Here is a 15,199-nt window from a genome sequence, read left to right on the forward strand (position 1 = left end):
TTGCTATTCTCCTTTTTTCTCTCTTGATAACAACGATTTTGCTACATCTTGAGCATTTTTACCACAAAATAGCACTTGATATATTTGTTCTGTAATTGGCATTTCAATTCCTTGACGTTTTGCAAGCAAATGGGCTTCCTTTGTATTGTAAAATCCTTCAACAATCTGACCTATTTCCTCCATTGCTTTTTGGGTATCAATACCTTGTCCTAACATTAGTCCAAATCGACGATTACGAGATTGATTATCTGTACAAGTTAGTACTAAATCCCCAAGACCAGACATACCCATAAAGGTTTTAGGATCAGCACCTAAAGAAAGCCCTAGACGACTAATTTCTGCTATACCTCTTGTAATTAATGCTGTTCTTGCATTAGCTCCAAACCCCATTCCATCGGACATTCCCGCACTAATTGCAATGACATTTTTTATTGCACCACCTAGTTGAACGCCGATCATATCGTTGTTGATATAAACTCTGAAATTTTTACTACAATGAATGCGATGTTGTAGTTCAAGTGCAAATTCTTGATTATTTGATGCTAAAGTTATTGCTGTTGGCATACCTATTGCAAGTTCTTTTGCAAAGGTTGGACCCGATAAGACTGCAAGGGGATAGTTTTTACCCAACTTATCCTCTACGACTTCTTGCAATAATCTGCCAGTATTTCGCTCAAGTCCCTTTGTTGCCCAAGCAATACGATGATCTTTGTTTAAGTGCGGTTTTATTTTGTCAATTATTTCACCAAATACATGGCTTGGAACAACTATTAGTAAATCTCGAGAGGCTTGGATTACCGAACGGAGATCTGACTCAATGACTAATTCATCGGGGAAGATGATATCGGGAAGAAAAGCTTGATTTTTACGGGTTTTAGATAATTGCTTGCAAGTTTCGGGATTATGACCCCATAGATATGTAGTTCCGCCATTGCGAGAAAATGCAATAGCTAACGAAGTACCATAAGATCCTGCCCCTAAAATACTAATAGGTGTTGGTATTACTCTATTTTCTGAATCCATTTTGGTCTTCCAAATAGTCGATATTGCATGAGAGAGTTAGTTTCTCTCATGCTTTAGCAAGATTAATGAATTTCTTTGCTATTTTCTTCTTTCTCTTCTACTTTTTCAGCTTGATCTTGTTGGCGTTGTAAATAGTCTAGAAATAACGCATCAAAATTGACTGGAGAAAGATTTAGTGCAGGAAACGTTCCTCTGTTAACAAGATTTGCAATTAATTCTCTTGCATAAGGGAATAACATATTTGGGCATTGTGATGTTAAACAATGCGCCATTTGCATATCATCTAAACCACTAATTGTGAATACACCAGCTTGTTTTACTTCACAAATAAATGCAACATCTCCGCTATCTTCTAATGTTGTTTCTGTTGAGATATTTAAGCATACCTCATATAGATCTTCGCTTAATTGAGTTGCTTCCGTATTTAAATCAAATTTTAATTGTGGTTTCCATTCTTGTTGGAAAATATGGGGTAAATTAGGCGCTTCAAAAGAGATGTCTTTTACATAAATACGTTGAATTTCTAAGGTTGCTTGTGTACCTGAATCTTCACTTTCAGTTGCTACGTTTTGTTCATTTTTTTCAGACATGATTTTTCCTTATTTATGTTTTCTTGTTAATGGTAAGTTTGCAGTATTCCAACCATTAATACCTTCTTGCAGAGAATAAACATGGTTAAAACCTTGTTTAGCTAATAATTCTGCAGAGGTTTTTGCTGATAAACCTGTTGCACATACCACGATAACAGGCTTTTCTTTATGGTGTTCTATTTTACCTATATTATGGTTTTTGATCTCTGTTGGTAATATATTTAGACTATTGATGATATGTCCTTTTTGAAATTCCTCGATACTGCGTAAATCAATAACAATAGCATCTTCATTATTAATTAGTGAGATTGCTTCATTATTGTTGATGGTTTTAGTTTTACTCATTGCTGATTGTACAAAGGTATAAATAACAGCAAAAAATACAGCGAACCAACAAATAACCATTAAACTATGATTTTTTGCAAAATTGACTACCAAAGGTAAATATTCTTCCATGTTTTTTCCATACTTTAAAGTGATTAGAATAGAGAGACTAAGTATAACCGCTCTTTAGTTATCTTTCAAAATTTTTCAGAAAAACTATTCCTATTTAATTTGATCTATATTATAGCGACTGTATTTATTTGCTGTTATATTTGCAATAAAATTAGCCCACTTGTTACATTGATTGTTTGTATTATATAACAAGCTAATTAAATTTATGTGTTATGAATAAGTTACGATTATTCGTAATGTGATTATTGGTTCAACAAGCAGGAGAGTATTATGTTTTTTCTTCAATTTGCAATTGTATTAATTTGTATTTTAATCGGTGCCAGAATTGGTGGTATTGGATTAGGGGTAATGGGTGGTGTTGGACTTTCCATCTTAGCGTTTGGATTTGGTTTAGAACCAGGCGGATTGCCTATAGACGTTATGTTAATGGTAATGGCTGTTGTTGCAGCCGCTGCTTCTATGCAAGCTGCTGGAGGCTTAGATTATATGATCAAAATTGCTGCCAGTATCTTACGTAAGCATCCAAAATATATTACTTTTATGGCACCTGCGGTAACTTGGATTTTTACCGTTTTTGCAGGGACAGGACATGTCGCTTATTCAGTATTACCTGTTATTGCTGAAGTGAGTCGTCATAATGGTATTCGTCCTGAACGCCCATTATCAATGGCAGTTATAGCTTCTCAATTTGCGATTGTTGCTAGCCCAATCGCTGCTGCAGTGGTTTCTGTTGTTGCATTTTTGGAACCACAAGGTATCACGTTAGCTGATATATTAATGGTAACAATGCCATCTACTGTATTAGGTATCTTTTTTGCTTGTATTTTTGTTAATAAAATGGGGAAAGAGTTAAAAGATGATCCTCATTATCAAAAATTATTACAAGATCCTGAATATGTTAAAGAAAACCATATTGATACAAATCCAATTGAAGCTGAAGTCTCTAGCTCAGCTAAAGTTTCTGTCGGATTATTTTTATTTGGTGCATTATTAGTTGTTGTGATGGGAGCGTTTCCATCTTTAAGACCTGAATTCAATGGTAAAGCGATGGCGATGGCTCATACTATTGAAATAATTATGTTAGCTATTGGTGCGTTAATTATTTTAGTATGTAAACCAAATGGTAATGCGATTACGCAAGGTTCAGTATTCCACGCTGGAATGAGAGCGGTAATTGCTATTTTTGGTATAGCTTGGTTAGGTGATACCCTAATGCAAGCACATATGGGAGAGTTAAAAGAAGCAGTTAAAACATTAGTTGAAACCGCTCCATGGACTTTTGCATTTGCATTATTTTTACTTTCTGTGTTAGTAAATAGTCAAGGCGCAACAGTAGCAACATTATTCCCTGTTGGTATCGCATTAGGTATTCCCGTACCTGTTTTAATTGGTGTATTTGTTGCCGTAAATGGCTATTTCTTTATTCCCAATTATGGACCAATTATTGCCTCTATTGACTTTGATACCACAGGAACAACAAGAATTGGTAAATACATCTTTAACCACAGCTTTATGTTACCAGGTTTATTGAGCATGGCATTTAGTATCGGTTTTGGATTATTGTTTGCTAATTTATTTTTATAAAAATTAAAAACTAATTTAAAAATTACCGCACTTTATTTGAATAATGAGCAAAGTGCGGTATTTTTTTATTTTGCAATCTATATCAATAAAGTACACAATATTGATCAATCCTATTTTTAATAACATTTACTATTTATTTTATAAAATTAACATAATGATATTTTTTACAAATTTAACGTTGAAACGTGGACAAACATTATTGCTAGAAGAAGCGAGTGCTTCGATTAATCCTGGGCAAAAAGTGGGATTAGTGGGTAAAAATGGTTGTGGTAAATCCTCCTTATTCGGTTTATTAAAGAATGAAATGGTGGCGGAAGGTGGTGAAGTTAATTTTCCTAACCATTGGAAATTATCTTGGGTAAATCAGGAAACCCCAGCATTAGAAACTCGTGCTGTAGATTATGTTATAGAAGGGGATAGAGAATATTGTCGCTTACAAAAAGAGTTAGAACTCGCCAATATCAATAATGATGGCAATGCCATTGCTCATATTCATGAACAACTCGATAATATTGATGCTTGGACAATACAAGCAAGAGCCTCAGCTTTATTACATGGTCTAGGTTTTGAACAAGAACAGTTACAATATCCTGTTAAATCTTTTTCAGGAGGATGGAGAATGCGTTTAAACTTAGCGCAAGCATTACTCTGTCCATCAGATTTATTATTATTAGATGAGCCGACAAACCATTTAGATTTAGAAGCGGTGGTTTGGTTAGAACGTTGGTTGGTACAATATCAAGGTACTTTGGTACTGATTTCTCATGACCGTGATTTTCTTGATCCCATTGTTAATAAGATCCTACATATTGAAAATCTAAAATTAAATGAATACACCGGAGATTATTCGTCTTTTGAAATTCAAAGGGCAACCAAGTTAGCACAACAATCGGCATTATATCGTCAGCAACAACAAAAAATTGAACATTTACAACAATATATTGATCGTTTTAAAGCTAAAGCTACAAAAGCAAAGCAAGCTCAAAGCCGTGTTAAAGCATTAGAACGAATGGAGTTAATAGCCCCAGCTTATGTAGATAATCCATTTACATTTAAGTTTAGGGATCCTATTTCCTTGCCAAATCCTTTAGTATCAATGAACAAGGTTGCTGCAGGTTATGGTGAACAACAAAGTGCGGTAGAAATTTTACAAAAAATTAAGTTAAATCTTGTTCCTGGCTCTAGAATTGGATTATTAGGTAAAAATGGAGCTGGTAAGTCAACACTTATTAAATTATTAGCACAAGAATTGCAACCATTATCAGGTGAAGTAACTTTAGCAAAAGGTGTTGAATTAGGTTATTTTGCTCAACATCAGCTAGATACTTTGAGAGCAGATGAAAGTGCATTGTGGCATTTGCAACACATTGCACCAGAGCAAACAGAACAGCAAGTGAGAGATTATTTAGGAAGCTTTGCTTTTCATGGTGACAAAGTTAAGCAACAAGTGGCTTCTTTTTCAGGTGGTGAAAAAGCACGTTTAGTATTGGCATTAATAGTTTGGAAACGTCCGAATTTATTACTACTTGATGAACCTACAAACCATTTAGATTTAGATATGCGTCAGGCATTAACGGAGGCGTTGGTCGATTATCAAGGATCTTTAGTTGTGGTTTCCCATGATCGCCATTTATTGCGTAATACAGTGGAAGAATTTTATTTAGTGCATGATAAGCAAGTAGAAGAATTTAAAGGGGATTTAGATGATTATCAAAAATGGTTAAGTGAAATTGACATAAGATCTACATCAAAAGATATAGAAAATACAATCAATAATAACGAGAATACTAACTTAAATCGCAAGGAACAAAAGCGTAAAGAAGCGGAGTTCCGTCAACAAACAGCACCATTACGCAAGAACTTAGAAAAGTTAGAAAAAGAATTAGATAAACACTCATCATTGTTGAATGACATAGAAGTACAATTGGCAGATCCATTATTGTATGATACAGAAAATAAAGAAAAATTAACCGCACTTTTAGCTGAACAAGTGAAGTGTAAGAAAAGTCTAGAAATAATAGAAACAGAATGGATGGAAACACAAGAAATTTTAGAAAATATGCAACAAGCATAATTATAAATTTTGGAATGAGTATCACAAAATTTAAAAAAGATAAAAAATATGCTTGATACTGTATATTAATACAGGTATTATTATTTGAAAATTTATATAAACAAATTCTGAGGTATTGAAATGGCAACGGCAGAAGAAAAAGCAAAAGCACTTGAAGCAGCATTAGGGCAGATTGAAAAACAATTTGGTAAAGGATCAATAATGAAATTGGGGGAAACTCAAACTCTCGATATTGATGTGGTTTCCACTGGTTCTCTTGGGCTTGATGTTGCGTTGGGTATTGGTGGATTGCCAATGGGGCGTATTGTTGAGATTTTTGGACCTGAATCTTCTGGTAAAACAACCCTTACTTTATCAGTTATTGCTCAAGCACAAAAAGAAGGAAAAACTTGTGCATTTATTGACGCAGAACACGCATTAGATCCGATTTATGCTGCGAAACTAGGAGTCGATGTTAAAAATCTTCTTGTTTCTCAACCGGATAATGGTGAACAAGCATTAGAAATTTGTGATGCCCTTGTTCGTTCTGGTGCTGTTGATGTGGTTATTGTTGATTCTGTTGCAGCTTTAACACCAAAAGCTGAAATTGAAGGGGATATGGGTGATTCTCATATGGGATTACAGGCTCGTCTTATGTCACAAGCCTTGCGTAAGTTAACTGGACAAATTAAAAACTCGAACAGCTTGGTTATTTTTATTAACCAAATTCGTATGAAAATAGGGGTAATGTTTGGTAATCCTGAAACGACAACTGGTGGTAATGCACTAAAATTCTATGCTTCTGTGCGTTTAGATATTCGTCGTGTCGGTGCAGTAAAAAATGGTGAAGAAATCATTGGTAATGAAACGAGAGTCAAGGTGGTTAAAAATAAAGTGGCCCCTCCATTCCGTCAAGTTGATTTTCAAATTCTTTACGGGGAAGGTATTTCTAAATATGGTGAGCTAATAGATTTAGGGGTAAAACATAAATTAGTCGGAAAAGCTGGGGCTTGGTTCTCTTATGAAGGAGAAAAGATTGGGCAAGGTAAAGCGAACGCTAAGGTATGGTTAATGGAACACCCAGAGAAAGCGCAGGAAATAGAAACAAAATTACGGGCGGAGTTATTAGCAAATCCAGATCAGACTTTATTGGCTGATATAGAGGAAGTTGTACAAGATGATGCATCAGTTAAAGATTTAGATACTGATTTTTAATTTATTTTGTGCTCTCAGTTTTTAAAAGTGTGGTTGAAAAGTGGATAATTTTAACCGCACTTTTTTATAGCACTAATTTCTCTATACTCGTATATCAACAATGATAGAAATATTTTATATGACATATTGATGAAACATAGGAAAAAGAAATGTCGTCATTAGCTCTTGGATATGTATTAGGATTGCTTGCTAGAAGAGAATATAGCGAGTTTGAAATTCGTTGTAAAATGCAAGAAAAGAATTTTACAGAACAAGAAATAGAAGAAACACTTTTGCATTGTCAACAAAAGAATTGGCAGAATGATAAGCGATTTACCGAAAATTACCTTTATTCGAAATCTAAAAAAGGTTATGGACTTAATCGTATTAAACAAGAATTAACTCAGTTAAAAGGTATTCAATCTGAAACAATTAACAAGGCAATCATGGAAAGTGATATTGATTGGGGTAATATTGCCTTTGCTGTATTAAGTAAAAAATTTCCTTCCTTTCAAGAAAAACAAGATCTAAAAAGTAAGCAAAAAATTTGGCGCTATATGCTTTCGAGAGGATTTACAAAGGATGAATTTGCTCATTTCATTAATGAGGAACAAGATGATTGGTAGTGCCAAATTAGTTTAATAAATATTAACAGCAATACCTCTATTATTCTTCTTTATGCCCGCTCATCTCAATGGTAAACTAGCAACAATTTTTTATTTAAAAATACTTTTACAATTTTATTGAATATAGGAATAACAATGAGAGCAAGTAAATATTTATTCTCCACTTTAAAAGAAACACCAAATGATGCACAAGTTGTTAGTCATCAATTAATGTTAAGAGCAGGGATGGTTCGCCCATTAGCCTCAGGACTTTATAATTGGCTACCAACGGGACTGAAAGTCTTAAAAAAAGTTGAAAATATTGTGCGTGAGGAAATGAACAAAAGTGGTGCGATTGAAGTTGAAATGCCAGTAGTACAACCTGCTGAATTATGGCAGGAATCTGCTCGTTGGGAGCAATATGGACCAGAATTATTGCGTTTCAAGGATCGTGGAAATCGTGATTTTGTTTTGGGACCAACTCACGAAGAAGTGATTACTGATTTAGTTCGTCGTGAAGTCAGTTCTTATAAGCAGCTACCATTAAATTTATATCAAATCCAAACTAAATTTCGCGATGAAGTTCGCCCTCGCTTTGGTGTAATGCGTGGTCGTGAATTTTTAATGAAAGATGCTTATTCTTTTCATACAACAAAAGAATCATTACAAGAAACCTATGAGGTAATGTATCAAACTTATAGCAATATTTTTAATCGTTTAGGATTGGATTTCAGAGCGGTTCAAGCAGATACTGGTTCTATTGGTGGTAGTGCCTCTCATGAGTTTCAAGTATTAGCACAAAGTGGCGAAGATGATATTGTTTTCTCTACTGAATCTGATTATGCCGCTAATATTGAATTAGCAGAAGCAATTACTGTTGGTGAGCGTCAAGCTGCAACAGCGGTAATGGAATTAATTGATACGCCAAATGCAAAAACCATTGCAGATTTAGTTGAGCAATATAATTTGTCTGCCGATAAAATTATTAAAACGCTTGTAGTTAAAGGTGCAACAGAAGCACAACCTTTGGTCGCATTAATTATTCGTGGTGATCACGAATTAAATGAGGTAAAAGCACAAAAATTACCAGAAGTTGCCGAACCATTAGAATTTGCTGATGAAGTAGTAATTAGAGAAAAAATAGGTGCTGGCGTGGGTTCATTAGGACCAATTAATTTAACTATTCCAGTTATTGTTGATCGTTCGGTCGCTATTATGAGTGATTTTGTTACAGGTGCAAATATTGATGGTAAACATTATTTCAATGTAAATTGGGAAAGAGATGTTCCTTTACCTAAAGTAGCTGATTTAAGAAATGTTGTTGAAGGTGATCCTAGTCCAGATGGTAAAGGTACCTTATTAATTAAACGTGGTATTGAAGTTGGACATATTTTTCAGCTTGGTGATAAATATTCAAAAGCAATGAATGCTACTGTTCAAGGGGAAGATGGTCGTTTAGAAACGATGATTATGGGCTGTTATGGTATTGGCGTTAGCCGTGTAGTTGCGGCTGCTATTGAGCAAAGTAATGATGACAGAGGAATTATTTGGCCTACCGATGCTATTGCGCCATTCACAGTAGCTATTGTTCCAATGAATATGCAAAAATCAGAAAGCGTTGCTAAATATGCAGAAGAATTATACCGCACTTTATTATCTCAAGGTGTAGATGTTATTCTAGATGACCGTAAAGAGCGTCCAGGCGTAATGTTTGCGGATATGGAATTAATTGGTGTTCCGCATATGATTGTTATTGGTGAAAAGAATTTAGCTAAGGGTGAGATTGAATATAAAAATCGTCGTATTGGCGAAAAACAAATGATCAGTAAAGATCAGTTGTTAGATTTTATTAAATCACAAATTAATAAGTAATATTTCATTATAAAAAAGTCCAATATATTTACAAAAGATATATTGGACTTTTTGTCAGTTGTATTATTTTGTTGTATCAAATAATTCGTTATATTTTTTCTGTAATTTTACTATATCAGGTTTAAATGTCATATTTTGATTTGCTCTTTCAAGGAGTTGTTCTGCCATTGATTTTGCAGCAGAACAAATCTCTGGCTCTATTGGCAAATGATAAATACCTGAAAGTACTTTTAACATAACTAAGTTTATTTCTAATATTGAAGATCCATCTCTTGAAATTGGTGAAAAGCTATCAAAAATGAGATTTTTAGTTTTTAGAGGGATAATAGATAAGCGGTTATAGTCTTTTTGCCCAATATCTTCTGGGTCAGGTTTTGCATCAGCTAAGATCGACATTATTCCGGTCATCACTCGCATAGCCGTACCAGGATCATTGATAGCAGGTGATAACGCACGTTGTGCAGCCTCACTTAAAACAATAAATCCCCAATTAGGATCTTGGCTAAAATTTCTTTCTCTTTCAACGATAAAACTATTGGTTATTTTTTCGGTATTTTCTGGTTTATCTTGTAGATAAGCTAGAACAGTATGCGGCATAATAAAATCACCCGGACGTACAAGTATATGAATATAAGTTTCTTCATCTTCTGCATAGCGTTGTAATGATGCCATATCAATATGCGTAAGATAACCATTTTTATCTGAAATAATCGGTGTGATATTACCTGTTAGCTGAGCTTTCCAAGTTGCCCCCATATTAGGTTCTTCACGATAATGTGTTAATGATTGTTGTACAATATTCTGAATTTTATCTAAGGTGTTACTTAATCTTCCTAGTTGAGATAATGTAGAAACCCAACGGATTAAGGTTACAATTAAATAGACTAGTACAATAATTGTACTGATAAATAGTACAAATTTCCCATTCTGTTCATAAAAACCTGTACCTAAAGCTGTTTTGGCAATGATTGCATAAATAAAAGCGGAAATAAAACTTGCAATAGCTTGTCTTGTCGCTCCGTCATTCATCAAGACATCTGTTGCTCTTGGGGTCACGCTATTTGCAGCAGAGGAAAAAGCAGAAACCATAATAGAAAGTGAAAAGGTGCTTACTGCTAGCATACTGGATGCAATTATTGCTAAAAGATCATCGAGAGTAGAGAGTTTTATCAAGGGTAAAATATCTTGAGGGAGAAAAATACCGGCTAAACGAGCAGCGAAGGCAAAAAAGACCGCAAAAATAGCGGAATAAGTTGGTGTTACCCAAAGTTTATTACTTGGTTTTTTTAGAATTAATAGTAAACGATACATCATATTTTATTTCTCAGTAATAATAATGTTGATATTTTAGAAGATTATATATTTAATTACTATCAAGCCACATATTAAATAGGAAATGTAGGAGGGATATTGGTATTTTTATAGAATATCTGCAATATATTATAAAAAAGAGTGATAATTTTGACTATTATCACTCTGATACTATTTCAGTCTATCTTAAAGAATAAAACGACTTAAATCTTCGTTTTCTATAATTTCACCGAGTGCTTCTGTTACATAATTAGCATCAATAATAACTTTCTCACCATTCATATCACTCGCATTAAATGAAATTTTATCCATAATGCGTTCCATTACAGTGTGTAAACGTCTAGCGCCAATATTTTCTGTTTTCTCATTTACTCTAAATGAGGCCTCAGCAATTTTTTTAATCGCATCTGGTGCAAACTCAATATCAACACCTTCAGTTTTCATTAATGCTTGATATTGCTCCGTTAAAGAGGCGTGTGGTTCAGTTAAGATTCGTTCAAAATCATTTGCGGTTAATGCTGAAAGTTCAACACGAATTGGTAAGCGTCCTTGTAACTCTGGAATTAAGTCTGACGGACGAGCAACCTGAAAAGCACCTGATGCAATGAATAGGATATGATCAGTTTTTACCATACCGTGTTTAGTATTAACAGTTGAACCTTCAACTAATGGCAATAAGTCCCGCTGTACACCTTCACGAGAAACATCCGCACCACTATATTCCCCTTTTTTACAAATTTTATCGATCTCATCAATAAATACGATACCATTTTGTTCTACTGCCGTGATAGCTTGTTGTTTTAGTTTGTCTGGATTAATTAATTTAGCCGCTTCATCATCAATTAACACTTTTAACGCATCTTTTATTTTCATTTTGCGTTTTTTAGTTTTACCACTAGAAAGATTTTGGAACATTGATTGTAGCTGGTTTGTCATATCTTCCATTCCTGGGGGGGCCATTATTTCTACTCCAACAGATGGGCTAGCAACATCAATTTCTATTTCTCTGTCATCAAGTTGTCCTTCGCGTAATTTTTTTCGGAAGATCTGACGAGTAGTATTATTGCTAGAATCTTGAGTTTCCTCTACTTCTCCCCATTGATTTTTAGCTGGGGGAATGAGGGCATCAAGTACTCTTTCCTCTGCCATTTCCTCTGCTCGAAAACGATTTTTTTCGATCTCTGTTTGACGAACGAGTTTCATCGCACTATCTGTTAAATCTCGAATAATTGAATCAACCTCTTTTCCCACATAGCCAACTTCAGTAAATTTAGTTGCTTCAACTTTAATAAAAGGTGCGTTAGCTAATTTTGCTAAGCGACGAGCAATTTCAGTTTTACCGACACCAGTTGGTCCTATCATTAGAATATTTTTAGGTGTTACTTCGTGGCGTAATGGTTCTTGTAACTGCATTCTTCGCCAGCGATTTCTTAATGCTATAGCCACAGATCTTTTTGCTTCTGCCTGCCCGATAATATGTTGATCAAGTTCAGAGACGATTTCACGAGGGGTCATTTCAGACATAATTTATTCCTTTTTTATTTATTGCGAAGCCAATTTTAAGGTAATTACACCCGCAATAATCATTAATACACCAATAGTACGCCAGAAAGTTATTGCATCGTTATAGAACAATATTCCGACAATAAATGCACCAGCGGCACCTATACCTGTCCAAACAGCATAAGCTGTTCCCATAGGAATTGATTTTTGAGCAATCCACAGTGCTATTCCACTACCTGTAATACAAGTGATAGCAATAACTGTACCGATAATACGTGTTTCAATATTGCCCGCTATTTTTAAACCAATAGGCCAACCGATTTCGAGTAGCCCAGCAATAATTAAGTATATCCATGCCATTATTTAAGGTAAAACTTCGATAGTAAAGTTAGTATTGGTAAATACGCAAATATCACCAGCAATTTTTAGTGATTTTTCTACTATTTCTTTTGCAGATAATTCCGTATTATCAACTAATGCTCGAGCTGCGGATAAAGCAAAATTTCCACCTGAGCCAATCGCAAGAATTTGATCTTCTTCAGGTTGAACTACATCGCCATTGCCAGTAATAATAAGACTTTCTTTTTCATCAGCAACAATTAGCATTGCTTCTAATTTACGCAATGCTCTATCCGTTCGCCATTCTTTTGCTAATTCCACCGCACTTTTCAATAAATGCCCTTGATGCATTTCTAATTTTCTTTCGAATAATTCAAATAAGGTAAAAGCATCTGCTGTTCCTCCAGCAAAGCCTGCTAAAACTTTATTATTATATAAACGGCGTACTTTTTTGGCATTCCCTTTCATCACTGTATTGCCGAGTGATACTTGACCATCTCCTCCTACGACAACTTGCCCATTACGGCGTACGCTGACTATTGTAGTCATAATTTCTTCCTTTTTAATTTATAAACTTGTTTATCTATATGAGTGTAAAAATAGTATTTTCAAGATAATGTTAATTTATTTTTTATGTTAAGTATAATTTTCGATACGATAATTTTATTGAAAGTTGTTAAATATTCGCTAAATTTTTTGGAAAACTTTATAATAAAATTCTCTTTTTTATGATGGTAGAATAATATGGAAATAATTAAACAAGATGATATAGGATTTTGGTTATTCACTCGCGATTTTCATATTTATTTAGTAAATGGTAATTTACCTCAAGGAAGAGCAGATGATTTTGAGCTAGTGAATCGAAAAGCAATGTGTATTGGTAAGTGGCAAGGGTTACCATTAATGCTTGTTGAGGAAATAGAAAATGATAATCGTGAATATGTTTCATTAAGGGATTTGCTTTATCTGCCTGAAAAACAATTTAATTTGTTAAATCGTGGCATCGAATTAAATTATTTTTTAAAAAGTCACCAGTATTGCGGAAAGTGTGGTAGTAAAAATAATCTTACCCAAGATGAATGGGCGGTTCAATGTAGTAATGTAAGCTGTAATTATCGTTGTTATCCCGTTATTTGTCCTTCAATTATTGTTGCTATTCGTCGTAATCAAGAAATTTTATTAGCAAATCATGTTCGGCATATTGATGGAATGTACACGACTTTGGCTGGATTTGTTGAGGTTGGTGAACGTTTTGAGGATACGGTAGAACGGGAGATTTTTGAAGAAACGGGATTAAAAGTTAAGAATATTCGTTATTTTGGTAGTCAGCCTTGGGCATTTCCTAATTCTGAGATGGTTGGGTTTTTGGCGGATTATGATAGTGGTGAAATTTGTTTGCAAAAAGAAGAGTTACGAGATGCAAGATGGTTTCGTTATGATGAAGAATTGCCAATATTACCACCAGAGGGTACTATTGCATTAAAACTGATTCAAGCTACATTAGAAATTTGTAAAAAAGAAGATAAATTAAGTTAATTACACTATGTGCTGAACAATTTTCATTCAGCATAAACTAAAAAGGATATATAAAAGAATGGCAACATTAAAAAATGATCGTTATATAAAAGCATTATTACGTGAACCGGTGGATATGACGCCTGTTTGGATGATGCGTCAAGCTGGTCGATATTTACCAGAGTATAAAGCAACGAGAGCAGAAGCTGGTGATTTTATGTCATTATGTCGTAATGCTGATCTTGCTTGTGAAGTTACTTTACAACCTTTACGCCGTTATGATCTTGATGCTGCAATTCTTTTTTCAGATATTTTAACTATTCCTGATGCAATGGGATTAGGCTTAAGTTTCGGTGTCGGAGAAGGTCCTAAGTTTGCTCATCCTATTGAGACTAAAACTGCGGTTGAAAATTTACCTATTCCTGATCCTGAAGTTGAATTGCAGTATGTAATGAATGCGGTACGAACTATTCGCAGAGAGTTAAATGGTGAAGTGCCATTAATCGGTTTTTCTGGTAGCCCATGGACGCTAGCTACTTATATGGTAGAGGGTGGAAGTAGTAAAGCTTTTACAAAAATTAAAAAAATGATGTACTCTGATCCAAAAGTATTACACCAGCTATTAGATAAGCTAGCTTACTCAGTAAGCCTATATTTAAATGCTCAAATTAAAGCAGGCGCTCAGTCTGTGATGATTTTTGATACCTGGGGAGGCGTGTTGGGACATCGTGAGTATTTGGATTTCTCGTTGCAATATATGCATAAAATTGTGGATAATTTAATTCGAGAGAATGAAGGAAACAAAGTACCTGTTACATTATTTACTAAGGGTGGTGGATTGTGGCTTGAAGCTATTGCTGATACAGGTTGTGATGCGATAGGTTTAGATTGGACAGTCAATTTAGCTGATGCGAAAGCTAGAGTGGGTCATAAAGTCGCGTTACAAGGAAATATGGATCCTTCAGTTTTATATGCACCAGCAGAAAGAATTGAGCAAGAAGTAAAACAAATATTGGCTGATTTTGGTAAAGGTTCTGGTCATGTATTTAATCTTGGTCATGGAATTCATCAAGATGTACCAGAAAATAGTCCTCATATTTTTGTTGAAGCTATTCATCAGTATTCTCAACCTTATCATAAATAAGAGAGGGGAA

The 15,199-nt window shown here is 34.4% G+C and carries 14 protein-coding genes; 7 read left to right on the top strand and 7 right to left on the bottom strand.

Going from position 1 to position 15,199, the window contains the following annotated elements; genetic code table 11:
- Positions 1-3: 3 nt before the first annotated feature.
- The 3 genes from gpsA to EV697_RS08330 all read right to left on the bottom strand — a co-directional run bounded on the left by gpsA (position 4) and on the right by EV697_RS08330 (position 2,069).
- The gene (gene gpsA / locus EV697_RS08320) at positions 4-1,023 is read right to left on the bottom strand and encodes an NAD(P)H-dependent glycerol-3-phosphate dehydrogenase (protein WP_132024563.1); all 1,020 of its coding nucleotides are present in this window, start codon (positions 1,021-1,023) and stop codon (positions 4-6) included.
- A gap of 62 nt (positions 1,024-1,085) precedes the next feature.
- Positions 1,086-1,613, bottom strand: a complete 528-nt coding sequence (secB, locus tag EV697_RS08325; protein WP_132024565.1) for a protein-export chaperone SecB — start codon at positions 1,611-1,613, stop codon at positions 1,086-1,088.
- Positions 1,614-1,622: 9 nt separating this feature from the next.
- Positions 1,623-2,069, bottom strand: coding sequence for a rhodanese-like domain-containing protein (locus EV697_RS08330; protein ID WP_132024567.1), 447 nt, complete (start codon positions 2,067-2,069; stop codon positions 1,623-1,625).
- A 270-nt stretch (positions 2,070-2,339) separates the two neighbouring features.
- On the opposite strand from EV697_RS08330, the gene EV697_RS08335 reads away from it, so the two are divergent.
- The 5 genes from EV697_RS08335 (at position 2,340) to proS (ending at position 9,377) form a co-directional block, all read left to right on the top strand.
- Entirely contained in the window at positions 2,340-3,653 is a 1,314-nt protein-coding gene (locus EV697_RS08335; protein WP_132024569.1) for an anaerobic C4-dicarboxylate transporter, read from the top strand.
- Between the two features lie 154 nt (positions 3,654-3,807).
- Positions 3,808-5,727, top strand: coding sequence for an ABC transporter ATP-binding protein (locus EV697_RS08340; RefSeq protein ID WP_132024571.1), 1,920 nt, complete (start codon positions 3,808-3,810; stop codon positions 5,725-5,727).
- Positions 5,728-5,847: 120 nt separating this feature from the next.
- Positions 5,848-6,921, top strand: coding sequence for a recombinase RecA (gene recA, locus EV697_RS08345; RefSeq protein WP_132024573.1), 1,074 nt, complete (start codon positions 5,848-5,850; stop codon positions 6,919-6,921).
- A gap of 149 nt (positions 6,922-7,070) precedes the next feature.
- Complete coding sequence (recX, locus tag EV697_RS08350) at positions 7,071-7,526, top strand: recombination regulator RecX (RefSeq protein WP_132024575.1); 456 nt, start codon at positions 7,071-7,073, stop codon at positions 7,524-7,526.
- Between the two features lie 135 nt (positions 7,527-7,661).
- Positions 7,662-9,377 carry a proline--tRNA ligase gene (gene proS / locus EV697_RS08355; RefSeq protein WP_132024577.1) on the top strand — a complete coding sequence of 572 codons (1,716 nt, stop codon included), beginning with the start codon at positions 7,662-7,664 and terminating at the stop codon, positions 9,375-9,377.
- Between the two features lie 63 nt (positions 9,378-9,440).
- On the opposite strand, the gene EV697_RS08360 is transcribed toward proS, so the two are convergent.
- The 4 genes from EV697_RS08360 to hslV form a co-directional block, all read right to left on the bottom strand.
- Positions 9,441-10,691, bottom strand: coding sequence for a DUF2254 domain-containing protein (locus EV697_RS08360; RefSeq protein WP_132024579.1), 1,251 nt, complete (start codon positions 10,689-10,691; stop codon positions 9,441-9,443).
- A gap of 183 nt (positions 10,692-10,874) precedes the next feature.
- Positions 10,875-12,212, bottom strand: coding sequence for an HslU--HslV peptidase ATPase subunit (gene hslU, locus EV697_RS08365; RefSeq protein WP_132024581.1), 1,338 nt, complete (start codon positions 12,210-12,212; stop codon positions 10,875-10,877).
- A gap of 18 nt (positions 12,213-12,230) precedes the next feature.
- Positions 12,231-12,551, bottom strand: a complete 321-nt coding sequence (locus tag EV697_RS08370) for a DMT family transporter (RefSeq protein ID WP_132024583.1) — start codon at positions 12,549-12,551, stop codon at positions 12,231-12,233.
- 3 nt (positions 12,552-12,554) lie between these two features.
- Positions 12,555-13,079, bottom strand: a complete 525-nt coding sequence (hslV, locus tag EV697_RS08375; protein ID WP_132024585.1) for an ATP-dependent protease subunit HslV — start codon at positions 13,077-13,079, stop codon at positions 12,555-12,557.
- A gap of 195 nt (positions 13,080-13,274) precedes the next feature.
- On the opposite strand from hslV, the gene nudC reads away from it, so the two are divergent.
- Positions 13,275-14,066 carry an NAD(+) diphosphatase gene (gene nudC / locus EV697_RS08380; protein WP_132024587.1) on the top strand — a complete coding sequence of 264 codons (792 nt, stop codon included), beginning with the start codon at positions 13,275-13,277 and terminating at the stop codon, positions 14,064-14,066.
- A 58-nt stretch (positions 14,067-14,124) separates the two neighbouring features.
- The gene (gene hemE, locus EV697_RS08385; protein WP_132024589.1) at positions 14,125-15,189 is read left to right on the top strand and encodes a uroporphyrinogen decarboxylase; all 1,065 of its coding nucleotides are present in this window, start codon (positions 14,125-14,127) and stop codon (positions 15,187-15,189) included.
- The last annotated feature ends 10 nt before the right edge of the window (positions 15,190-15,199 follow it).

This window comes from Bisgaardia hudsonensis, assembly GCF_004345785.1.
Lineage (GTDB): Bacteria > Pseudomonadota > Gammaproteobacteria > Enterobacterales > Pasteurellaceae > Bisgaardia > Bisgaardia hudsonensis.